The organism is Paralcaligenes ureilyticus (assembly GCF_004346225.1).
In the GTDB taxonomy this organism is placed as follows: Bacteria; Pseudomonadota; Gammaproteobacteria; order Burkholderiales; family Burkholderiaceae_B; genus Paralcaligenes; species Paralcaligenes ureilyticus.
The window spans coordinates 255,501-278,166 of the sequence record NZ_SMAJ01000003.1 but is presented as its reverse complement, the minus strand read 5'-3'; the positions used below and the strand labels follow the sequence as shown (position 1 = coordinate 278,166).

Genomic DNA, 22,666 nt, shown 5'->3' with positions numbered 1-22,666 from the left:
GGCGACCAATTATGCGGTAATAGCTCGTCAATGCGGCGGTTAACGACACCCTTCAAAAAGCCGTTCCTGCCAACCGACGTTTAAGTTCAAAACGGAATGAAGCACGACAATGCGTCACCATTTTCGGAAATCTCTAGCTGTTTCCTGTTAGCGCCGATGTAATACTGACCCACTGCGCCGGAGGAAAACTGACCCACTTGGGCGAAGATGGTGGCCTTTTGGCCGCCGACTATGTTGACCCAGGAGCAAGCAGTGGAAACCAAGGTATTAATGCGGCGAGGCGCCGGAATTCGGGAGATGGCGCGCGAGCTCGGTTGCTCACGTAACACCGTTCGACGTTATCTGCGCGAACCAGCGGCCCAGCAGTACAGCGCCCGGGCGGCGCGCTCGACCAAGCTCGATCCGTACAAAGACTATTTATTGGAGCGCATCGAAGCGGCACGGCCGCATTGGATTCCGGGCGTGGTATTGCTTCGCGAGATCTAGGATCGCGGCTATCCGGGCGGTGTCACGCAGCTTAAGGAGTTCCTGAGCACGCACCGTCACGCGGAACCCGAGCCGGTGGTCCGGTTTGAGACCGCACCCGGTAAACGGATGCAAGCAGACTTCATGCACATTCGTAAAGGCCGCGATCCGTTGGTGGCGTTTGTGGCCACGCTGGGCTATAGCCGGGCAAGCTGGGTGCACTTTATCAACAATGAACGTGCCGAGACATTGTCCAACTGCTGGATCGATTACTGCACCACGCGCATATTATCCAAATTGCCGGCGAGAGTTACCGGCTAAAAGATAACGCAAAGCGGGCCAAATTAAGGCTAAGGCTTAGCGTTGCGGATGTCCAGGTGGGTCAGTTTTACTCCGGCCGAAAAGCCGGAAAGTGGGTCAGTTTTAAATCGGCGTTGACAGTTTCCGGCCCAGTCTTGTTTAGGCGGGCTTCAAATGGTGCTTACCATTAAGTCAGATTCTTAATATTTTCAGTCACAAAATTGGTTGTGACCTCACCCTGCTGGAATAGCGGATTCCTCAAGCAAGCACTCAGAAACGACAAATTGCTTTTTATCCCTTCCACTTTGGCATTTTCCAGGACTGCCAGCAGCCTGCTAACAGCGTTTTCGCGGTTATCGCCATATGCAATTATTTTTGCAATCATGGGATCGTAGAAAGGCGTAATCTCGTTCTGCATCTCATAGCCAGTTTCAATGCGAATGAACGCGGGATTGGCATAAGCAAAATCGAATTGCTCTAGTACGCCAGGCGACGGCATAAACTGCTTTGCCGGGTTTTCTGCATACAAACGGCATTCTATGGCATGACCCATTTGGTGGATCGACGTTTGATCCATCGACACCAAATCGCCTTGTGCAAGCTGAATCTGCATCGACACAAGATCCGAGCCTGTAGTCATTTCGGTGATAGGATGCTCGACCTGGATCCGAGTATTCATTTCCAGAAAGTAATACGTGTCTGTGTCGACATCCAAAATAAATTCAACTGTGCCTGCGCCCTGATAGCGAACGCTGTTGGCCAAACCGACTGCAGCCTTCAGCATTCCGTACCGGACTTCCTGGCTTAGGTTTGGCGCCGGCGCCTCTTCAATGATTTTCTGAAAACGGCGCTGGGTCGAGCAATCTCGTTCATAGAAATGAACAGCACTATCCGCAAAACCAAAAATCTGGATTTCAACGTGGCGTGCGTTAGGTATGTATTTTTCCAGAAAAACGTCTGAGTTGCCAAATGCACTTTTGGCTAAGGACTGGGTAGCGATGACCGCCGCCTGAAGGTCTTCCGGTTTCAATACATGCTTCATCCCAATCCCACCGCCGCCTGCGGCAGCTTTCACCAGTAGCGGGAAACCGACCCTGCTAGCTTCCGTGTGGAGCTTATCCATATTATCGGAGTTAAATCGAATGCTACCGGGGACGACCGGCACGTGAGCCGCAATGGCAATGTCGCGCGCTTTCTGCTTGTCGCCCATCTCCCTAATTGAGGCTGGGCTAGGCCCTATCCAAACAATGCCGCTTTTTATTACCGCGGCCGCAAAATCGGCATTCTCAGACAGGAATCCATAACCAGGATGGATCGCGTCTGCACCGACCTGCTTAGCCACTGTAAGAATTTTTCCTATGTCCAGATAACTGTGCGCACTTTTGGACGGGCCAATATGAACGCTTTCATCAGCCTGCTTCACATGGAGCGCCTCGGCGTCTGCATCCGAATAGACTGCCACACTGGATATGCCCAGTTTCTTGCAGGCGCGAATGACACGACACGCAATTTCACCGCGATTAGCAATCAACAACTTTTTAATAGGTTTCACGTCTGCTTCCTATTACGCTGTAATGCGGGCAACGACTGATCCTTCGCGTACGGTATCCTCTTCACTCACCAGAATTTCCTTCACGATTCCATTTTCAACGGCCACCACAGGAATTTCCATTTTCATGGATTCCAGGATCATCAGCGGTTCGTCTTCGGCAACCGCGTCCCCAACCTTGACCAAAATCTTCCATACATTACCTGTGATTTCTGTTTTGATGTCTACCGTTGCCATTGCCCACTCCAGTTCATCTGAATAGCTGCTCTACTGTTTTACTTGATATAAATAATAGACGAAACTTATAGTAGTTGCAATAACAACCACACAATTAGAGAAGACGTTTGGCCACATTACTAACATCGCCGTTAATCACGAACCTGCCCACGGCCATTTCGACTTCGACCTCGACCAGACGACTTTGTCGATGAATCCTCCTGTGGTTTGAGCCCTGTGTTCTCATAAAATGAATTCACCTGATCCACAGTGTAGGCATTTAACCGTAGCTTCATTAAATACTGGCCAAACTCTTCTGTGATTTCGTCGCCAAATTTTTGAAAGATTTCCGCCATATAGTAATCATGACGAATTAACGAAAGCGCCATCGTCACGACGGGAGGACTCTGTGTTCTAGCGCCGATAAATTCACCATCAGCATTCACGGTAATCATCTCGTTGTGGTCAACGACGATCGTAAAAAGATTGTCCGCCTTGCCCATGCGAGTGCCGTCGTTCTCGTGGATGTAAACCCTACAATTATTGTTATATTCAAATTCTGCCTTATCCGTACCGAACAAGATAATGACGACTTTTATCCCCTTTTTCTGCGCAGCCTTTTTCAAGGCCGCTGCATGCTTACGCAACACGATGTCCGACGCTTTAATCCAGATTGATTCTTTGGGGGACTTAAGCAATTTCTGAATCTCGATGTCGATATTTTCCTCGCCCCGAAGAATCCATACATACTGGTTTTCGATCTTAGGTGCCAGACTTTCAAGACGGGCTACTAGTCGTTCACATAATTTGTTGGTCTGGCTGGCTACTTTCTCAAAGACCACTTTAGCGCTAGCAGCGACATAACTAGTGGGGTTTTCGGTAACAGGCAAAACCGCGCCTTTACGTGTCAGAACCTCCAATGCGCTGTAGGTATTGGTTCGCGGCACCCCTGACATCTTGGCAATTTCGTATGCTGTTTTAGGCACGCCAGCTGCCTGTAAGGTCTCAAGATAAATTTTGGCCTCGTATACCGTGAAGCCTAAGGCCTGCAAGTCATTAATCATAAGCCCCGATCTACCATTATCTGGAATCACTTTTCCCTCGACTATAGAATCATTTTTTTCTTGATCGTTGATTTTAGACGACTCCATACAGGAAATGCGTCGCAAGCCGCGATTCGAACAAACAGGCAGCTGCAAAAAAGCCGTCTAGGATTACACGGTTATGGAAAGCAAACCGACTTATTGAGGATCGGCCCAAACCTGACTACGGTGGAAAATCATCTTGCGCTCCAGGTTACCGACAATTCGCAACGCTTTGGCCATATCGACAATTTCATCGTAAACAGGAATGCCGGCTAATCGGGCCAATTCGATATATTCGCGTCGCAACGCATCAAGCTCTTCAGAACGATCACTTCGAAGCGCCAGAACAAAGTGCGTGTCCGCGCCGCGCTTGCGTTTCGTCTGAGTGATGATGTCGATCAGGTTCTGTAGCGGATTGCTCGTACCGCGTCCGGAAAACGCCGCCAAGTTCAAATGCATCGCAACGGCATCCGGCTTCGCTTCATCATAAACGATGTCAAGGATTTCCTTGGCGATAAAACCTTCCTTTTCTTGCAACGTACGCACCGGGGTGTCGATCGGATTGATAACACTGGTTCCCGGCGGAAAACCAATTTCTTCTAACTTGGCAATTGTTTCAGGCGCGAAAGGCGACACATCCAAGCCCGAGCGCGCAAAACAATCGGCCCCCAACACGCTGGAACCGCCTCCGTTACCGAACAGCACTACCTTGTGGGTGGGTGTCATGGTACGCAGTTGCAAAAACTGTAGAGCAAGTAACACGTTAATGAATTCATCAACCGTATCGACAAGTTCAACAACAGTCTGTTCTGATAAAGCGACCCATGCCTCATCGCCCGACGCCAATGCCCCCGTGTGCGATTGAGCAGCCAGACGTCCTTGCCTGGTTGCGCCACCGCGCAAAATAACAATCGGCTTAAGATCGCGAGTATTTCTTAATAGATCGAACACGGCCCGACCGTCTTTAATATCTTCAATATATAGGCCTATAGCGTTGGTAGCCGGGTCGGACAGGAAATACTTGAGCAATTCCACCGGCGTCACGTCAATACTATTGCCGATGGTGACCAGCCCGCTAAAACGTAAGCCGCGCCATTGTCCACGCTTAATGATGTCTGTTGATAACCCGCCGGATTGGGACACCACTCCTATGGTTCCACCGTCTGTCGGCGCGTCTTTTGGAAACGTAAGCTTTCCTACAGGGGAATAGGTCCCAAGGCAATTCGGGCCCAATAATCGAATTTGCGACCGGTGTGCAACGCGTAGCAATTGCTCTTGTTGCTGCCGGCCTTGTTCGGTTTCAGCGAAACCAGAACTGATAATTTGAATAAATTTACATTTTCCCGGTGGCAGATCGATGGACTGCAATACGCGCTCCGCGCTAATTGCCACATATGCATAATCAATGTCGTTGGGCGCGTTAGACAAGTTTGAATATGCCTTTAAGCCTTCAATTTTTTCCGCTTTCGGGTGAATAGGATAGATGTTTCCCGAAAAACCAAATTCTTTCAAACGACGGATGAACGTGTTGGCAATGACTACGTCTTTAGCCGAAGCGCCTAATACCGCCACGTTTCTCGGAAAAAACAACGACTCGAACTTCTTGGCCACGTCAACATCGGTACTAGTCACGCTACCGACAGGTAATATTTCTCTTGTCTCGTTTGGGTTTTTTTGAATAATTCGTGCATCCACCGCGACAAGGCGCGAACCGGTAAGAATTAGCGGATTAATATCAAGCTCAGAAATCATATTCTGATGCGTCATGAACAGACCGCCCTTGCCGCCAATCTTAAGCAATCCCTGAACTAACAGCTGTTTGTCGTAAACAGTGCCCCCACGAAAGCCATCAAGCAGCTTTCGCGTCTGAAGGCTGTGGATCATTTCCCATGCGTCCTGCTCGGTAATGGGGCAGATTCGGAAAGTAACGTCCTTCAATAGTTCGATGTAGATGCCTCCCAGGCCCAACATTAGTATCGGCCCAAATTGACGATCATAAAAACCGCCAATCGCAACTTCCATCCCTGAAGAGATCATTTCTTCCACAAGCCACCCATCAATGCGCGCCGCCGCAATAGCGGGGATCGCTTGCATGCGCCTGATGGCCTCGACCACTTCAAACGCCGTATTCAAATTAATCGCTACCCCCCCCGCGTCCGATTTATGAAGAATGTCTTCAGAGACGACTTTGACAACAAAGGGTGCGGTTAACGAGCCAATTTTCCGCGAAACGCATTCAACACTGTCAGCAATAAATGATTTGGGAACATCCACGCCAAACTTACTTAAGAGCGCTTTCCCCTCTTTTTCATTCAGAAATGTACTTTGCATGGTTCGAGCCCTATTCTTTAATTCCACAACTAGTTACAGCGCCATTTCAGTAGCTGGTGGGCCAAGAGCGCATTAACCGCTCGCTAATGCCTCCCGACTTGCGGCGTTGATGAACCTCCAGCATACGGATTAGGAACTTGCGGGTCTCCTGAGGTTTGATCACATCGTGGGCCGAAAAAATACGCGCCATATCCCAAATCTCCAAATCTTTTCGAATTTCGGCCAGAGCATCCTCAAACCCTTCATCCTCTGCCGTTTTATTATGGACAATGGTTGTCGCGAAGACGGGGTCCATAAAACTGACCTCAGCGTTGGGCCATGCAACCATAGTGTCGTTATGCGCACCGCCGCCCATCGCTACATAGGCACGTCCATAGGCCTTACGACACAACACGGTAATTTGCGGCACGGTAATGAGGCATGTGGCGTTCATGAAATTCATAATCTGACCCGGTGCCCCTTTGCGTTCCGCCTCGGCACCCACAACGAACCCTGGGGTATCCACAAAGCGAATGATAGGGACATTGAAGCTATCGCACAAAACAGTGAAGTCAATAGCCTTGCGGCATGCTTCTGCTGACAGCGCACCTCCACCCGTCAATGGGTTATTGGCAATGATGCCAACCACATGGCCATCAAGTCGGGCTAGGCTGGTGACAACCGACTTCCCAAAACGGGATTTCAATTCCAACAGGCTGCCATCATCAAACACGATTTCCAGAATCTTCTTCATGTTGTAGACCTGGGTTCTGCTTTCGGGAATGATGTCCAGAATTTTTTCCTGATCCGCATCGGAGCCTTCCGGCACTTCGCCACGCGGAGCCAACTCGTGCGCATGTGACGGCATATAACTTAGGAAGCGCCGAATAACCATCATGGCCTCTTGATCGGAATCGACAAAATAGTCGATCAAGCCAGTTTGCTCGGCATGCAGGCGCCAGCCTCCTAATTCTTCCAGGTCTATTTTTTCACCAATTGCCATTGATACGAGCCGCGGACTGGACACCGCCATAATCGAGCCCTTCTTCATCACGGAAAAATCCGCGCAACAGCATTGCCAAGCGGACGACCCAAAAGACGTATTCAAGGCAGCCGCAACCCAAGGCACTTCGCGAATGCGTCTGAACTGGGAAGTGTCGTTGCCTAACATTTGCCCCATCCCCTTGGACCCCATGGCGTCAGGCAACCGAGCCCCGGTGGATTCTCCTACATGCACAAAGGGTATCCCACGCTCATTGCACGTTTTCCGGATATATCCCATTTTTTTCGAGTTTGTCGCACTGGTCGAGGCGCCCTTGGTCGTGAAGTCATTGACCACAACGCCGACATCACGATTATTGATCTTGCCAAAGCCGACAATTTTTCCGTCCCGCGGGGTAGCCTCCTGGTCCTGATCAAATACCGAGGTCCCCAAAAGACCTAGTTCGATAAAGCTGTCGCTGTCAACTAGAACATCGATCCGCTCTTGCGCGTTCAAGTCGCCAGCCTCTTTTCTTTTTTGCAGTTTGCGCTCGCCCCCCATTGCTGCCGCCGCCGCTCTTTTTTGATCCAAAGTGTCCAGCAATGCTTGATGCTTCATGACTCATCCTCAATATTCAATTATTTTCTTTTCTACAGTGACGCGCTCAATGGCGTCGGTATCCAAAATTGGCACATAGCCTTTTTCCAACGTGATTCGGCCATTGGCGAAAGGTAAAGGATTTTCGAACAACTTGTCGATATGTTTTAAGAATCCGTTGAACTCCCCTTTGGTCTTGATCAAACGTGCGGCTACCGACGCTTCCATCCAGTTATTGATTTCGCTGCCTAAACCGTCGCCCAACACGGCCAGCATACCGTTGCGATGAATCAACTCAATGCCTTCGGCCAAGGCGTCCAGACTGCCAAAGCGCTTCAATTTCACTTTGCAATACTTCACGTTAGCGATGTCGGAGGCACGTTCGATGTCGCGCAATGAACAAATGGGCTCGTCCAGCATGAGCGGTATCGGGCTATTGCGCGCAACACTGGCGTTATCGTCCCAGGCATCGGCATCGCAGGGCTGCTCAAACAGATCAACGCCGCTGCGGGTAATGCCGTTTGCAAAAGTAATGGCGTCGTCCACGCTGTATGCCCGATTCGCGTCCAGCCGAATCGATCCACGACCGTCAAGCACCTTTAGAATAGTATTGGTGCGCTTTATATCGGACAGCACGTCCTTGCCAACCTTAACCTTGAACGTGGAAAACCCGTTTTGAAATAGCGTTTCCAACTCTAACTCAATTTCGCTCTGATCCGTCCCGCTAATAGGAACAATCAGCTCTTGTTCCGAGTGCTCCTTAATTTTTAACCAGCCGCTTCCCTCTAACGCTTCCAGCGCGGTCACCAGTAGTGTCGCGGCCACCTTGCTTTCGCCGAGGCTAGTCATTAACCGCGCTTTAACCCCATGGAGGGTATCGCTGTTTATTCCGTTAAGCTTTGCCAAACAATAGGCCCATGCTCCCGCACGGGTCTCGGAACTGGAGCCCGGTGAAACGTGGGCATCCGAAAACGCAGCGCGTCCATGATCATCGATCAATTCAAGGAAGAACGGCTCGAACTCGGTGAAGGTTCGATAAGACAACCGATATGGCCTATATAGAGGTAACTTGAGCCGCCTTAACGTGGCCTTAACAATTCTGGTCAATTGGCACCTCTAATAGTGGTTGCAGTTAGAACTTCTATGGAATATTATAATACAATTCGAATATCAATTATTATTTGGGCGACACCATGAATCTTCGATTGCGTACCCTTCTCTATGTGCCAGGCATTAATTTAAGAGCTATGCAAAAGGCCGTCGATTTACCGGTCGATGCAATTATTTTCGACCTGGAAGACAGCATCCTGGAAAGCCAAAAGGTACAGGCGCGCATAACGTTGAAGTCGTTTTTGGCAGCGCCAGAAAAACAGGCTACTAGCCCTAGAACTGTTATCCGTATCAACTCAGTGGAATCAAGCTTTTGGAACGACGACCTTAAACTGGTAAAAGAGTTGCGCCCACAAGCTGTCCTTCTCTCCAAGGTTGCAAACGCGAAAACAATCCACTTGGCTAACGAGTATTTGAACGGACCAGGCGAGCAGGTAAAAATCTGGGCCATGGTCGAAAACCCGTTAGGCATTTTGAAACTGGACCAAATCGTTGAAGACTCTTTAACCAAAAACCTGGAATGTCTGGTTCTCGGCACGAACGATTTTGTCAAGGATACCGACATAGATCCAGGCGAAAACCGAGCGAACCTTACGCCGTGGTTCACTCGGATTATTATGGTCGCCAAGGCATATGGCTTGCCTGTCATTGACGGAGTGTTAAATGACATACACGATCAAAATACGTTGGAGCTGGAGTCCAAAGCGGCCAAGGCAATGGGCATGACTGGGAAAACCATTATTCACCCCAATCAGGTGGATATCGTCAATTCGGTATTTAGCCCAACACCCCAAGAACTGGCGTGGTGGACCAAAATTGTGGACACCTACGCTTTGCCCGAAAATGCTAACAAAGGCGTCATCAATCTGGACGGAATCATGGTTGAACGCTTGCACCTGGAAAGTGCCATCAGGAGGCTACAGCTTACTGCTTGTTAAGCCCCAACCGATCAATTATTACTCCCCATTTCTTGGTATCGCCTTCCACCTGAGTAACGAAGGCCTGGCGCGACTTTGCGTTCGTTGACAAGCCTTGCTCCAGCAATTGCCGTTTAACTTCAGGGTCGGCAACCACCTCATTCACGGCTGCGTGCAGCTTCGTAAGAATTGGATCCGGTGTGCCGCGCGGCGCAAAAATACCGTACCACGGCTCATAAACGAAATTTTTTATGCCCGCCTGGGCAAACGTGGGAAGGTCGCTTAACGCCTCCGGCCGGGCCGTGCCGCTCGTGGCAATTGCCCGTACCTGTCCATTCTTGATATTACCCATGACGGCCGGAATGGTCAGTAGCATGGCCTGGATTCGCCCACTAATCAAGTCCACCAACGCAGGCCCCGAACCTTTATACGGAACGTGCGTCATTTTTGTGCCCGTTACCGACTGCAAAAGCTCCATCGACAAATGGCCGGCACTGCCCACCCCGCCCGAGCCAAAATTGATTGCCTCCGGATGCGCTTTTGCGTACGCGATGAATTGTGGCAAAGTTTTTACAGGCAGGCTGTTGGTTACAGCCAGCACGTTCGGGGTGGAGCCGACGAACGCTACCGGAACAATATCTTTTTCCGGCACAGGTCCCTTATTTTTGTTCAACGATTGGTTGAACGAAAAACCTATGTGGTCCATCTCTATCGTGTACCCATCTCTCGCCGCATGGGCAACATAATTGGCTCCGATTTCGCCTCCGGCCCCACCTTTGTTTTCGGGCACAACGCTTACCTTCAATATTTCGGATAATTTTCTTCCCACAATCCGGCTGATAATATCGGTGCTCCCTCCCGGCGCGAATGGAATAACTAGCGTAATAGTATGATCCGGCCACGTCTCCGCCATGGCTTCCGGGGCGCCCAGTATTGCACCACACGAGGTGATTACCAGCAACGCCGCCAATAATTTCTTCGCTTTCCGGGCCGTAAAACAATCTGCTCTATACATGGATATCTCCTTAATTTTGAATGCATTTAACTTCGGTAGTGTCCGGTTAAATACAGTTTGAAACGTGTGAAACCCAATATTGACAGTAGCGTTGCGGCCGATTTTATTTGGTACCGACTTGAATCTTGATTTCTTATTTTTGTGTAACTTTCCGGGTTGATATTCTGGAAGACGAACCATGAGTTAGGCAAGACGCTGTTTGCACAGATCATGGATTGGTTCCGTGGACGAGTTTCGCGCGTATCAAGAAATTTCTCGGGGGCAAGCTAGAACGCGGTGAAGACGCAAATCTGGTGCGTGCTCTCCAGCAATGTGCTTATCGCCATCGTTAAGAAGGAGCTTCAACTCAATGCCCCCCTACACATTGCCACAGATTCTTTCCGTCTCGGTATTCCAGCTCGATCTATCAGCCTCAAAAATACCTCTCAGTGCTAACCAATTAAATTTGTTCATTTTTTAACCGGACAGTAGTGATTCGACTTCTTTATAAGAATGTGAGCCGACGATGCAAATACTGCCCACAGACTGAAAAGAACAGAACCATTGTCCGTTTCGGCAATAACTGAGAATATCGAGAAGTCGCTGTTTTTGCAACCACTATATTTAAACTGTAAGAAACATATAATTTGTCCGCAGCCGTAGCAAATAAATTGTCCGATTTTGAGGTGCAGGATGAAGCGCACCCCTCAAAGCCAAGCGAGATGGTTGCAGGATATCCGAATGTGGATTTGAAGAAGGCCTTCAGAGTTGGCAATCAGGCCGACTTGGTCAAAGCGAAGCGGCATTGCTGCTAGGGGTATGCAATCGAACGTTCGTCAGTAGATAGCCAGTTACGAGACCGGCGCACTGGATACCTTGATCGATAAGTGCCTCTCGCAAGTGTCGCAACGACGCACCCCGGTCGATACCGGATAGTCGAACACTAGAGCATTTTTTATTTAAATATATACATAATGTAGACTACCTTCCATCACGGTCGAGGGGGGGGCAAATCATGGACGCGTATTCGTAAGATCTTCGAGATCGTATTCTGGGCGCATTGGAACGCGGTGAAGGCCCTACGGCGATCGCCAGGCGCTACGAAGTGAGTCGGTTGTGGGTCTATCAGGTACGCAAGCGATGGGAGGAAGACGGCCAGCGCCATAGCTTACAAATGGGCGGTTATCGACGCTCACGCATTGCGCATAAGGAAGCACAGATTCGGCAGTGGATTGGAGCGACGCCCGATCTGACGCTCGTGGAGCTCAGTGAGCGCCTGGCGCAAGAAGGAATCCAGATCAAGGTGCCGGCGCTCTGGCATCAACTGGACAAATGGGGGTTGAGTTTTAAAAAAAACCCTGTACGCCAGCGAGCAGTCACGCACGGACGTGCGTCAGGCACGGACTGAGTGGATCGATGATCGGCGGTGCTGGGATTCTCGGCATCTGGTCTTTCTCGATGAAACGGCCACGGCCACCAACATGACGCGACAACGGGTCGTTCGCCGCGCGGCCAGCGCTGCATCGCCTCGGTTCTCCGCGGCCACTGGAAGAGCACTACCTTCACTGCTGGCCTGCGTCACGATGCGATCACCGCTCCGCTGGTGCTGGACGGCCCGATGAATGGAGCCGCCTTTCTCGCCTATATCCAAGCCTGCCTATCCCCGACACTGCAACCGGGTGACATCGTGGTGGCCAACAACCTGTCCTGCCACAACGTGGAAAGTGTCCGGGCCGCCATCGAAGCGACGGGCGCCACACTGCGCTACTTGCCACCGTATTCGCCAGACCTCAATCCGATCGAAAAAATGTTTTCCAAACTCAAGGCCATTTTACGCAAGGCCGCCAAACGAACCCTGGACTCCCTCTGGTCCGAGATCGGCAGAGTCCTGGACCTGTTTACGCCTAGGTAAACACGGCGCACCAGATTTGCGTCTTCACCGCGTTCTCGCTCGTGCCGAGGAATTCCTTGATGCGCAGGTGCTGCTTGATCCACTTGAAGAACAGTTCCACCTGCCAGCGACTCTTGTACAGCGCGGCGATGGTCAGCGGCGGCAGCGTCGTATTGTTTGGTCAGGAAGATCAAGGTCTTGCCCGACTCGGGGTCCTTGAAACGGATGCGCCGCAAACGCTCGGGATAGGCCTTCGGTACGTAAAAACCCTTCATGGCGATGGCCTGATCGCAGATCACGCCCGCTGTACGATCGGTTGCGCTGGAATACACGCGTCGGGCATCCATATTGCGTTTGGCGCGTGTCACGAAGAAGGCGCCAACCTGATGCAACGCGTAGAGTCTCGTAAAATCCAGATAGCCGCGATCCATCACGTAGAACGCGCCTGCTTCGACAGGCAGAAAATCGAGCACGTTGACATCGCCCATCTTGCCATCGCTGATGTGGATAAAGGCGGGAATCACGTCGCGCAAATCCAGCAGCGTGTGCATCTTCACGCCCACCTTCGTCTTGCGAAACGGCGCCCAGTCGAACCGGCTCAAGCAAAGATCGATCGTGGTCGAGTCCAGCGCGTACACGGTATTGGTCAAATCCAACCCCAAGCCCTCGTCGCGGTAGAGCTTGAGCTTGCGCGCGTGGCGGATAAGCACGGCGGCAAGATCGGACCAGATGCGCCATTCGCGCGAATCGTTCGCATCGGCAAACGTCGAGCGATGCACGGCATGACGCAAACCCATCGCATACAGCTTGTTGGCGTTGGCGCCCAACGTTGCTTCGATATCGCGCAGACTCTCGCGCCACGTCATTGGGCAAAGGCCAAGACGCGGAATGGGTCGGCGCACGTCATTCGACGTACGTCGGCATTGCCAGAGTTGCGATTCACGATGCGCGCGAAACTCGTCCACGGAACAAACTCCATGATCTGTGCAAACAGCGTCTTGCCTACATTCATGGCTCGCCTTCCAGGGTATCAACCCCGGAAAGTTACACAAAATGAGAAATCAAGATTCAAATCAGCACCCAATAAAATCAACTGCAAAGCCATGTCAATATTGGGCTTCACGCGTTTCAAGCGGTATTTAACCGGACACTGCTGAAAAAATGTAATAAATTAAGATCTCAAATCAAATACAAGCACAATATGTACCTAACAGGAAAAAATACAAAATCGTGCATCCTGAAGATATCAGAGACTAAAAATACTGGTAAAAAAAACCAACCAATCCGACCATATTCTGAATACCATCTTAGACATGGAGATTAAAATGGCTACTGCCCTCGTTCTTCTGGATATCCAGCGTGCAATCCTGGACCCAAATATCATAAAGTTCCAAGACACATCGATTCCTGCCACTACCGTAGAAGCAGCATCCGCTTTGGTTGCTGCCGCACGTTCCGTCGGTATGCCGGTAATTCATGTTGGCGTTACCCGGCCTTATATACGGGGCGCGTTCGACGCAATCCGTACAAGCAATGCAGAGGCTGCTGGCAAAGCTCCCCGAGACATTCTTGCGTTAGCACAAAGAAGTAAAGGTATTGAGTTCCTTATCCCTCCTCTGGGAGAAGAAGAGGTCATCTATAAAATAGGTGTCTCTGCTTTCGCAGGAACACGCCTTGACCAACTGCTGCGTAACCAAAGCATCCAGGAAATTATTGTCGCCGGTGCGTTTACACATATGGTGGTCGAAAGCACCGTACGATCCGGCTTTGACCTTGGATACCGCATGGTGGTCGCCAAGGATGCCTGTTGCGCTCCCGCTCGTCCTCCTCACGAGAACTCCTTTACGACTGGCATACCCAATTTTGCCATCGTATTGGACAACACGACGCTCATAGAAAAGGTGCATAAAGAGGGCTATGTTGTCGATGCATAAAGCGCTCAACATAAAGCACTGGGCGACTCAAGCTCCATCTATTTCATGACATGACACGTATGCAGGGTCCCGCGACAGCATCAGTGGTTGGCACTCCCCTGCGCGTGCATGGCGTTTCGCCTACGCGTACTCAACGCATCAATCATGCCTACGATTGTCTCATCAAATACCAATTCAGCAACCATTATCATAGGCGAGCGAGGAGCAGACTTTGTACTGGCGGACGCATGACGCGTCAAACAAGAGATGCCAGTCCAAACCTTCGCTAACTGACAAACCCAACCATCACCAGCAAACACCAAGCGCAAGCAAAAGTGCACAGCCACACTGCACCTGCTGGCCTTATGCGCATAGGTCGTTACCCAGAAAGACACGGGACTAACGGCCTGGCTGTGCCAGTCCACGCTCGGCAAGCACAGCTTGTGTTTAAGGCTGCAATTCTGAATAGGCACGCATTCACCGACCATCCATGTGACTCATACAAACCGGCCCTGAGACGGGTCTCTTCTAGCGCTTTAGCTATTTTAAATTATTCGAATGATTTGATTAATTAATTCGAATGTTTATAATTAAAAAATAGGCTACGCAATACAGCGCGGCCCGAAAACCGCAAAGGAGTAATCACATGGTCACGCAACACGCACGCGTAGCAGAAGATGGAAATGGTCCACGCACCATTTATGAAGACATCGAGATCGGCAAAATATTGGGCGAAATGGAATGGGTTGTCACAGAAGGCATGATCGATGAGCAGTGCAATATAGATCGCGATTTCGACACTTGGTATAGCCTGGAATCCCCTTGGCAAGGTCGCATCGCTCCGCCACAAATCAGTTATCGGCCACCCCGCTGGTTGCTCTCGCGGACGTACAACATCCGCGGTCTGTTCTGCGGTTGGGAAATGGAAAACATCAAACCCATCAAGCCTGGCGTGACGTTGCACATCCAAGCCAGCGTAGCAGACAAATACATCAAAAATGATCGGGAATTCGTGACCTATCAGGCAGAAGCCACCGACCCAGAAGGCGCACTGGTTTTTCGCACCAAACGCACTCATGTACTTGATGTCGTGGATCGCAATGCGCCACGTGCGGGCACAGGTGTCGACTCCGGCATCAAAGCCGAAAAAATCTGATCTGACGTTCTTCCTCGAATATATGCCAAAGGAGCAAACCAATGTCCGTACTCACTAATACCGTAGCCATCGGCACAGAACTGCCTGAAATTGCCTGTCAATTCCGTCTGGAAGATTTCAAGCGCGGAGACACCAAAACCATCCACACCGACATGGAAGCTGCTCAGCGCGAAGGGCTGCCGGCCCCCGTTGCAACTGGCCCACAGGTTGCCGCACTGCTTTTCCGCCAGTTACGCATGTCTTTCGGGAAAGGATGGGTTGAGGGCGGAAAATGCGCTATCCGATTCCTCCGTCCGGTTTACGTCACAGATTTCTGCGTTGCGCGTGCCAAGGTCACCGAGCTTGAACCGCTCGAACAAGGCACTCGCGTGCACTGCGATGTCTGGATCGAAAACCAGAACGGCCAAAAAGTTATCTCGGGTAAAGCGAGCGGAGTGATCTGATGGATCGTGAACAGCATAGTCAGACTGAAGTGACCTCCCTCGCAAACCTGACTGTCCTGCAATGGGGAGAAAGTGTTGCCTGCGGCTTTGCAGCCAAGCTCTTGACCGATTTTGGTGCTCGCGTCATTTTGGTCAAGGATACAATTCCAAGCCCGCATCAACATATTCCAGACCCGCTATTTCACGACTACCTCGATCACGACAAGCAGGTAATTGACCTGGACTCGTCCAGTCCTAGCGGCAGAAATGAGCTCAGCACGTTGATCAAGGATGCCGACATACTGCTGGAAGATCATGCACCCGGCAGCCTAAGCACGATGAATTTGACCTACGACGCTATCGCCAGCGTCAATCCAGCCATCATCATGGCGTCTGTCACGCCGTTTGGTCAGAATGGTCCGTACAGCAACTTCCACGCATCCGATCTCGAAATATCCTATCTTTCCGGCCTGGCGCACCTGACACCACGAGACATCACCCCAGGCAATGCAGAGCAGCCTCCACTCAAAATGCCCGCCTCTTTGGTGTCTATCTATGCAGGCATCAGCGCTGCCGGTGCAGCCCTGGCCGCATTACACAACAGGAGGGCAAGCGGCGCAGGCACACATGTCGATATCTCGACACTAGAAAGCCTGCTGCCTACGTTGCGGCGGGAACTGGCACTTTCTCAATATGAAGATATCACCGCGTCACGTTTCATGCGAGTTTGGAAACTTGCCCCGTGGGGTGTGAAACCTTGTAAAGATGGATATGTATTTCTACAGGTTGTAGAGGAACACCACTGGAAGGGGTTGGTGGACATGATGGGCAGCCCTGAGTGGGCAACAGACCCACGCTACCTCAACCCCGACTATCGCTTCCAAGAGCGGGCAGAAATCGAACACTTGCTTACCCCCTGGCTGATGCAACAGACGCGACGCACACTGGCATGGGAAGCTCAACGGCGTGCCGTACCCTTTGCCCCCGTTAACAACGTCGCCGACATATTGCAGATTCCTCAGTTGCATCATCGAGAGTTCTTCGTAACGGGTTCCCGCAGTGACCAGCGGCCATACATCAGCCTATCGCATCCCTTCAAATTTTCCGTATGCGCCGCCCCGCCGGCAGCGCAAGCAGCAAGACCCCTGGAGCCTGACGTTCGCCAAAAGAACACAGCTCCCCTGGCAGGAGTCAGGATCATCGATTTCGGCCATGTATGGGCGGGCCCGTATTGTGCCGCGACGCTCGCCGATATGGGAGCCGATGTCATCAAGATAGAAAGTCAGCACCGGATAGACATTCATCGCCGACAGGGCCCTTACCCCAACAAAGCGCCTGGCCTTAACCACAGTGCGGTCTGGAATGCCCAGAATCGGGGCAAACGCAGCGTGACACTAAATCTTTCCACCCCCGAAGGACGAAAATTAGCCAAAGACCTGATAGCACAAAGCGACGTGGTCATTGAGAACTTTTCGCCTGGCGTCATGAAACGTCTGGGGCTCGATTATCAAAGCTTGTGCAAAGTAAAACCAGACATCATCATGGCTTCGCTATCTGCTTTCGGTCAGGATGGCCCGCAGAAAGCCTATGTCGGCTACGGACCGTCCTTAGATGCCTGGGCCGGGCTAAACGTATTGACCGCATACCGTGACGGTGCCCCCAACGCATTGGGCGGAGTATTCCCTGACACTGGCTCAGCGCTCTTTGCAGTGGTGGCGATCCTGGCCGCGCTGAGCGATCGCCACCGTCATGCTCGCGGTCAATACATCGATGTGTCCGAACTAGAAGTATCGATACTGCTTGCCGCCGATCGCGCACTAGACTGCATTAATGGAGGAGAACCCTCCAAAACCGGAAATACTGACCCCGCCGCCATTCACCAAGGGGTATATCGCTGCAAGGATGATCAGACCTGGATTGCCGTGAGCGCTCTGGATCTCGGTACCTGGAAAAAACTGTGCATGGTGTTGAACCGACCTGACCTGCGCGACAATCCGGATATGATCGATCCAATTGCCCGGAGCGCACGGAAATACGAAATCGATCAGGTCTTGTCCGACTGGTGTTCCGTGCGGACTCCCCTAGAGGCAATGCAACAACTCCAGAGAGTGAGTGTACCAGCCGGCGTCGCCCATGATGTCCCCACCTTGCTGCAGGATCCACAACTCAAAGAGCGCGGCTATTTCAAAACGGTCTACCACCCTGAGATGGGCGATCAGGTCCTTTATGGTCCTATCTGGAGAATGCGCAATATGCCTGACTGCATCCAAAGGCCTGCGCCTACCTTGGGACAGCACAACCGCGAAGTCCTTCGCGGCTGGCTGGGCATGACCGACCCCGAAATCGAGGCTCTGACTGATAAAAAAGTCGTGTACTAACCAACTGAAAACATTTTAGAGAAACATCATGACTTCATCAGACTATTCCTCTTGGCTCAACCGCAGCATCACTATCGCATCCCCCCTCGACGCAGAACATGCTAAAAGAGTCGCTTTAGCGCTAAACGTCTCCGCACCGCTGGCCGGCGAACCACTTCCTTGGCTATGGCAATGGGCATTCTTCGTGGATTCCACTACCACCTCCGAAATAGGCACAGACGGCCATCCTCCGACCGGCAATTTTCTACCCCCTACCGGCACTCGGATTCGCATGTGGGCAGGCGGCCGATTGGATTTCGTCAAGCCACTGATTGTCGGCCAACCGGCGACCAAGTCCTCTACCATTACGCACATCCTGGAAAAACAAGGACGCCAAGGTAAGCTCATATTTGTTACTGTCAAGCATGAGTATATGCAACATGGCGCAGTCGCAATCTCCGAGGAGCAAGACATCGTCTATAGAGAACCCTCACGCCCGAATCTCATCGGCACGGAGCCCACACCTGAGCCACAATGGCGTGAAAAAATCCAGCCGACTAACACGTTGCTATTCCGCTATTCTGCGGTTACCTTCAACAGTCATCGCATCCATTACGACTATCCATATGTGACCAAAAAAGAAAACTATCCCAACGTCGTCGTACACGGCCCGTTGATAGCAACGCTTATGCTTCAAAGCTTCCAGAATGCCCATCCAGCCAAGCGTATCTGCCGATTCGCGTTCCGCGGGATACGACCATTGATTGCACCCGCGGAATTCACCATCGCGGGGCAAATCACCGCTGACGATGAGGCGACTCTTTGGGCGGAACAAGAAAACACTCTGGCGCATCAGGCGACCTTGCATTTCGACCAGTAAAGCAATACGGTACGCTGTCAGCGCAACTCTTTAACGTTATCAGTGCATGGTCAGATGAGTCGAATTCCTTTATTACTACTGTCCGGTAGGACGACTAAAAATTGCACCTAGAGCAAGCATTGGCGCGGCCTCGCGAACAACTTTTTTTGGTGGCGCCTTGAAATTGAAACACGAAACCCTGGGCTCCTGTAACTTTCAGAGATCAAACGCTCTGGAGGCAGGCCATGTATACGGGCAGAACACCGTCTGCGCAGCTCATGGAGTTCGTTCCATGGACAAGCTTTTCTCGCATCGTGGCCAAGTACGGTGGCGAGGCCAAAGCCAGAAGCTTGACCTATGCAAAACAGTTTCGAGCGACGGCCTTCGCCCAATTGGCCTACCGGGAAAGCCTCAGAGACATCGAAGCGTGTCTGCTGGCCAATCGCACGAAGCTTTTGGCCATGGGCTTTCGCTCGCCGATACGGCGCTCGACACTGGCCGATGCCAACGAAGAGCGGGACTGGCGCATCTGGGCGGACTTGGCGGCGTTGTTCATCAAACGTGCGCGCAAGCTCTATGGCAACGACGGCTTTGGCATCGATCTGGAGAACACCGTTTACGCCCTCGATGCCACCACCATAGACCTGTGCCTGTCGCTGTTTCCTTGAGCACCATTTCGCCGTGCCAAGGCCGTGGTGAAGTTGCATACACTGCTCGATTTGCGGGGCAACATCCCCACCTTCATTCACATCTCGGATGGCAAGGTGCACGATGTCAATGTGTTGGATCTGCTCCCCCTGGAGGTCCCCGCCCTCTTCGCCACGGATCGCCGCTATCTGGATTTCAGCCGCCTCTACACACTGCACCAGGCGGGTGCGTTCTTTGTCACCCGAGCCAAGCGCAACATGAAGGCACACCGGCTGTACTCAGCCCCAACCGACCGAGTCGCTGGCGTGATCCGCGACCAACTATTGCGCTGGACGGGTACTACAGTGCCCACGGCTACCCCGAGTTGCTGCGACGCATCCGCTTCAAAGCACCCGATACTGGCCAAACCCTGGTGTTTCTGACCAACAACACGGCCTTGGCCGCCTTGACCATTGCCGCCCTTTACAAGAGCCGATGGCAGGTGGAGCTTTTCTTCAAGTGGATCAAGCAACACCTGCGCATCAAGGAATTTATCGGCACCAGCGAAAATGCCGTCAAGACTCAAATCTGGTGTACCGTGGCCACCTTTTTGATGATCGCGATCATCAAAAAGGAACGCCAAATCGATGCCTCTTTCTATGAAATTCTACAGATTCTGTCGGTCTCTCTTTTTGAGAAAACCCAGCTATCATGCGCCTTTACGGGTAATGGGCTTTCTCAAAATCCGACCGACCTCCCTAACCAATTGAATTTGTTCGATTTTTAACCTGACACTAGTGATAGAGCTTATAGCTTGATATGGTTCGAGTCGTTCGCATGGTGATGTTAGTCGTGTTCAAGGCTTAGGTCCCGCTGGTTTTATTTGTAAGCAACCGGCCTGGCCGTGTTGACGGTTGAGGAAATCTTGCTGGTGTTTAAAGCGTCATGTTATAGCCGCTGCCGGTGTACGGTTTGATACCAGTAGTCCGGCCAAGTGATATAGGATGGCCACACCTGTCCAATCTCCACAACACTGAACTAACCATAAAATTCACGAGCTGCAAATAGCACAGCTTGAGCAAGGTACTGGGCTTGGCGCGAAAGTCGCAATGAAGCCTTAAGCCTTGCGCTTAGTGAATCGCAAACAATCTGGTCAAGCCCAAATAACGGCAGGCCAGCAGATAAAAAACCCGCAGCTTGACCAGCAGGTCGTCCTGCACATTGACGTCGTGAGTTTCAGGTCGCCCGTGAAAGTTAATCTTTATCGACGGCACAAGAAAACTCACTACAGAAGTGGCTGAGACCTCTGCCTTTAACTGAGGATCCCATCCTTGCCGGTCTCTTCCACGCTCCTGCCGGCCGTTTCGATACCGACCAGCAATAGAGGCAAGACCAGCAAAGCCATAGCCAGGCCAAAAATCATGAACAAACCCTGCGCGTGAAGGACTTTCAGCAGCGCAGGAATGTAATACACCATCACCACTCCCAGCAGAAAACGCGTGACTACTTCGCCCGTAGCCGCGCCGGTCGCTCGGAGTTGCGTGGGAAACTGCTCAGACATGTACAGCTTCGACATGGCAAATCCACCCAGCCCGAAGAACCATGCCATAACGGCGGCCGCAATCATAAAGGGCGTAGGCAGTTGCAGGCCAACCAGAACCAGGCAGACAGCGGCTATGAACATGAATGTAGCGTGGGTCTTCGGGCGCCCAAATCTGTCGCTACAGAACGACGCTAGTATGGTGCCAAAGCCAGATACCACTTGCAGGCAGCCAACATACAGGAGTGAATTCGAACTGCCAAAACCCATTTGGGCGAATATCGTCGGCCCATATACCAGCATCGCGTAAAACAAAGCCAGGGGCGAACCTAGCGCGCAATAAGACACGAAGGCGCGTTTGAGGTACGGTTGGCGCAGTAAGTCTCGAAAGCCCCATCTGCGATCAGCGGCAGCCTGGATCGCTGACAGTGTATCGGCGTTGGTAAGCGCCGTATCGTGGGGCAGGCGGGCTTCGTCCTCGAAACGCTCAATCATGCGTCGCACCTCATCGACCTTACCACGCTTGAGCAGAAATCTTGGCGATTCAGGCAGCCATAGCCACAAGACTGGAACGATGATTATCAGCGCACCGCCGATGCTGAACAGGATATGCCAGCTCAGCGCCGCCGAGAATCCTCGATGCATCGTCCAGACGCCAGCGGCGTTCGGCAGGACATAGGCCGCAGTGAGCAGGAAATTCGCCCAGCCGACTGCTTCGCCACGACGCTTCTTATTAACGAATTCAGCGATTATGAGATACGGCGCGGTAAAGACGGCCCCCTCGCCAAGGCCTGCGACAAATCGCAGGACGGCCAACTGATTAATATTCGTGGTGAAGACCCCAAAGTACGTGAAAGCGGAAAACACCGTTACGCCAACCAACAGCACCTTCTTACGACCATAACGATCAGCAAGCCACCCAGCGGGCAGCAGCCCGATTACAATGCCAAAGGTTCCTGCGCTGCCCAGCATTCCTGTTTGCGCGGATGTCAGGGGCCAAGTCTGCTTCAAGAAAACCAACGCTGATCCGATCATCCCGATATCGAATGCCTCGATTATCCAAACCATAGTGACCAAACCTATGATCGTCCATATTCCCCGGGTGATAGGAATATTGTCCAGTCGCGCCAACAGATTGGCCTCCACCTGACCCAACTCGCCAAGTTGCGGATGTGTTTGCGTATTCATCAGTTATCCCCTCGTATGAAAATAAATCCTTAGTCGACGGCAGTCCAGCTCATAAAAACCAATCACTTGCCAGATTGCAAGCGGTTCAAGCGATGTAATGCAGTTGTTGAAGTGTTCGATGAGAGATCTATAGTGATACGCGATTCCCTACATTGGGTGAATCATGGTCGAGCGATTTTTAGTTGTCC

General features: G+C 51.6%; 16 protein-coding genes and 6 pseudogenes. 13 read left to right on the top strand and 9 right to left on the bottom strand.

Annotated features, from left to right (window positions below; all coding sequences use genetic code 11):
* Positions 1-231 precede the first annotated feature (231 nt).
* Together EDC26_RS05920 and EDC26_RS20335 are read left to right on the top strand one after the other, a co-directional pair.
* Positions 232-711, top strand: a pseudogene (locus EDC26_RS05920) (IS21 family transposase); the annotation flags it as partial.
* 11 nt (positions 712-722) lie between these two features.
* Positions 723-800 (top strand): annotated as a pseudogene (locus tag EDC26_RS20335) (ATP-binding protein); the annotation flags it as partial.
* Positions 801-952: 152 nt separating this feature from the next.
* Here the strand turns inward: EDC26_RS20335 and EDC26_RS05910 are convergent.
* The 6 genes from EDC26_RS05910 to EDC26_RS05885 all read right to left on the bottom strand — a co-directional run bounded on the left by EDC26_RS05910 (position 953) and on the right by EDC26_RS05885 (position 8,548).
* The gene (locus EDC26_RS05910) at positions 953-2,317 is read right to left on the bottom strand and encodes an acetyl-CoA carboxylase biotin carboxylase subunit (protein ID WP_243700800.1); all 1,365 of its coding nucleotides are present in this window, start codon (positions 2,315-2,317) and stop codon (positions 953-955) included.
* 12 nt (positions 2,318-2,329) lie between these two features.
* Positions 2,330-2,551, bottom strand: coding sequence for an acyl-CoA carboxylase biotin carboxyl carrier protein subunit (locus EDC26_RS05905; RefSeq protein WP_132580421.1), 222 nt, complete (start codon positions 2,549-2,551; stop codon positions 2,330-2,332).
* A gap of 131 nt (positions 2,552-2,682) precedes the next feature.
* A complete protein-coding gene (locus tag EDC26_RS05900) occupies positions 2,683-3,681 on the bottom strand; it encodes a TrmB family transcriptional regulator (protein ID WP_132580419.1) in 999 nt (332 codons plus the stop codon).
* 90 nt (positions 3,682-3,771) lie between these two features.
* The gene (locus tag EDC26_RS05895) at positions 3,772-5,946 is read right to left on the bottom strand and encodes an acetate--CoA ligase family protein (protein ID WP_132580417.1); all 2,175 of its coding nucleotides are present in this window, start codon (positions 5,944-5,946) and stop codon (positions 3,772-3,774) included.
* Positions 5,947-5,992: 46 nt separating this feature from the next.
* Positions 5,993-7,525 carry an acyl-CoA carboxylase subunit beta gene (locus EDC26_RS05890; RefSeq protein WP_132580415.1) on the bottom strand — a complete coding sequence of 511 codons (1,533 nt, stop codon included), beginning with the start codon at positions 7,523-7,525 and terminating at the stop codon, positions 5,993-5,995.
* Positions 7,526-7,534: 9 nt separating this feature from the next.
* Entirely contained in the window at positions 7,535-8,548 is a 1,014-nt protein-coding gene (locus EDC26_RS05885; RefSeq protein WP_132580413.1) for an enolase C-terminal domain-like protein, read from the bottom strand.
* A gap of 149 nt (positions 8,549-8,697) precedes the next feature.
* Here EDC26_RS05885 and EDC26_RS05880 point away from each other — a divergent pair, with 149 nt between their 5' ends.
* Positions 8,698-9,552 carry an HpcH/HpaI aldolase/citrate lyase family protein gene (locus EDC26_RS05880; RefSeq protein WP_132580411.1) on the top strand — a complete coding sequence of 285 codons (855 nt, stop codon included), beginning with the start codon at positions 8,698-8,700 and terminating at the stop codon, positions 9,550-9,552.
* On the opposite strand, the gene EDC26_RS05875 is transcribed toward EDC26_RS05880, so the two are convergent.
* Positions 9,539-10,726 carry a Bug family tripartite tricarboxylate transporter substrate binding protein gene (locus tag EDC26_RS05875; protein WP_132580409.1) on the bottom strand — a complete coding sequence of 396 codons (1,188 nt, stop codon included), beginning with the start codon at positions 10,724-10,726 and terminating at the stop codon, positions 9,539-9,541. The genes EDC26_RS05880 and EDC26_RS05875 overlap by 14 nt on opposite strands.
* Before the next feature lie 59 nt (positions 10,727-10,785).
* On the opposite strand from EDC26_RS05875, the pseudogene EDC26_RS20330 reads away from it, so the two are divergent.
* From EDC26_RS20330 to EDC26_RS05865, 3 genes and pseudogenes are all read left to right on the top strand, one after another.
* Positions 10,786-11,006: pseudogene (locus tag EDC26_RS20330) on the top strand (IS4 family transposase); the annotation flags it as partial.
* 567 nt (positions 11,007-11,573) lie between these two features.
* The gene (locus tag EDC26_RS05870) at positions 11,574-11,933 is read left to right on the top strand and encodes a helix-turn-helix domain-containing protein (RefSeq protein WP_341802606.1); all 360 of its coding nucleotides are present in this window, start codon (positions 11,574-11,576) and stop codon (positions 11,931-11,933) included.
* A 114-nt stretch (positions 11,934-12,047) separates the two neighbouring features.
* Positions 12,048-12,437, top strand: coding sequence for a transposase (locus EDC26_RS05865; protein ID WP_132580407.1), 390 nt, complete (start codon positions 12,048-12,050; stop codon positions 12,435-12,437).
* Here the strand turns inward: EDC26_RS05865 and EDC26_RS05860 are convergent.
* A pseudogene (locus EDC26_RS05860) lies at positions 12,433-13,428 on the bottom strand (IS4 family transposase); the annotation flags it as partial. The gene EDC26_RS05865 and the pseudogene EDC26_RS05860 overlap by 5 nt on opposite strands.
* Before the next feature lie 313 nt (positions 13,429-13,741).
* On the opposite strand from EDC26_RS05860, the gene EDC26_RS05855 reads away from it, so the two are divergent.
* The 7 genes and pseudogenes from EDC26_RS05855 to EDC26_RS05830 all read left to right on the top strand — a co-directional run bounded on the left by EDC26_RS05855 (position 13,742) and on the right by EDC26_RS05830 (position 20,537).
* Complete coding sequence (locus EDC26_RS05855) at positions 13,742-14,350, top strand: cysteine hydrolase family protein (RefSeq protein ID WP_165930927.1); 609 nt, start codon at positions 13,742-13,744, stop codon at positions 14,348-14,350.
* 83 nt (positions 14,351-14,433) lie between these two features.
* Positions 14,434-14,581 (top strand): annotated as a pseudogene (locus EDC26_RS20555) (GMC oxidoreductase); the annotation flags it as partial.
* 394 nt (positions 14,582-14,975) lie between these two features.
* Complete coding sequence (locus tag EDC26_RS05850) at positions 14,976-15,485, top strand: hypothetical protein (protein ID WP_132580403.1); 510 nt, start codon at positions 14,976-14,978, stop codon at positions 15,483-15,485.
* Positions 15,486-15,526: 41 nt separating this feature from the next.
* Positions 15,527-15,928 carry a MaoC family dehydratase gene (locus EDC26_RS05845; RefSeq protein WP_132580401.1) on the top strand — a complete coding sequence of 134 codons (402 nt, stop codon included), beginning with the start codon at positions 15,527-15,529 and terminating at the stop codon, positions 15,926-15,928.
* Entirely contained in the window at positions 15,928-18,285 is a 2,358-nt protein-coding gene (locus tag EDC26_RS05840) for a CaiB/BaiF CoA-transferase family protein (RefSeq protein WP_132580399.1), read from the top strand. Before EDC26_RS05845 ends, EDC26_RS05840 begins: the two co-directional genes overlap by 1 nt.
* Positions 18,286-18,313: 28 nt before the next feature.
* Positions 18,314-19,144 (top strand): HTD2 family dehydratase, encoded by an 831-nt coding sequence (locus EDC26_RS05835; RefSeq protein WP_132580397.1) that lies wholly within the window; start codon positions 18,314-18,316, stop codon positions 19,142-19,144.
* 224 nt (positions 19,145-19,368) lie between these two features.
* Positions 19,369-20,537 (top strand): annotated as a pseudogene (locus tag EDC26_RS05830) (IS4 family transposase).
* 525 nt (positions 20,538-21,062) lie between these two features.
* Here the strand turns inward: EDC26_RS05830 and EDC26_RS05825 are convergent.
* Entirely contained in the window at positions 21,063-22,478 is a 1,416-nt protein-coding gene (locus EDC26_RS05825; protein ID WP_132580395.1) for an MFS transporter, read from the bottom strand.
* Positions 22,479-22,666 lie beyond the last annotated feature (188 nt).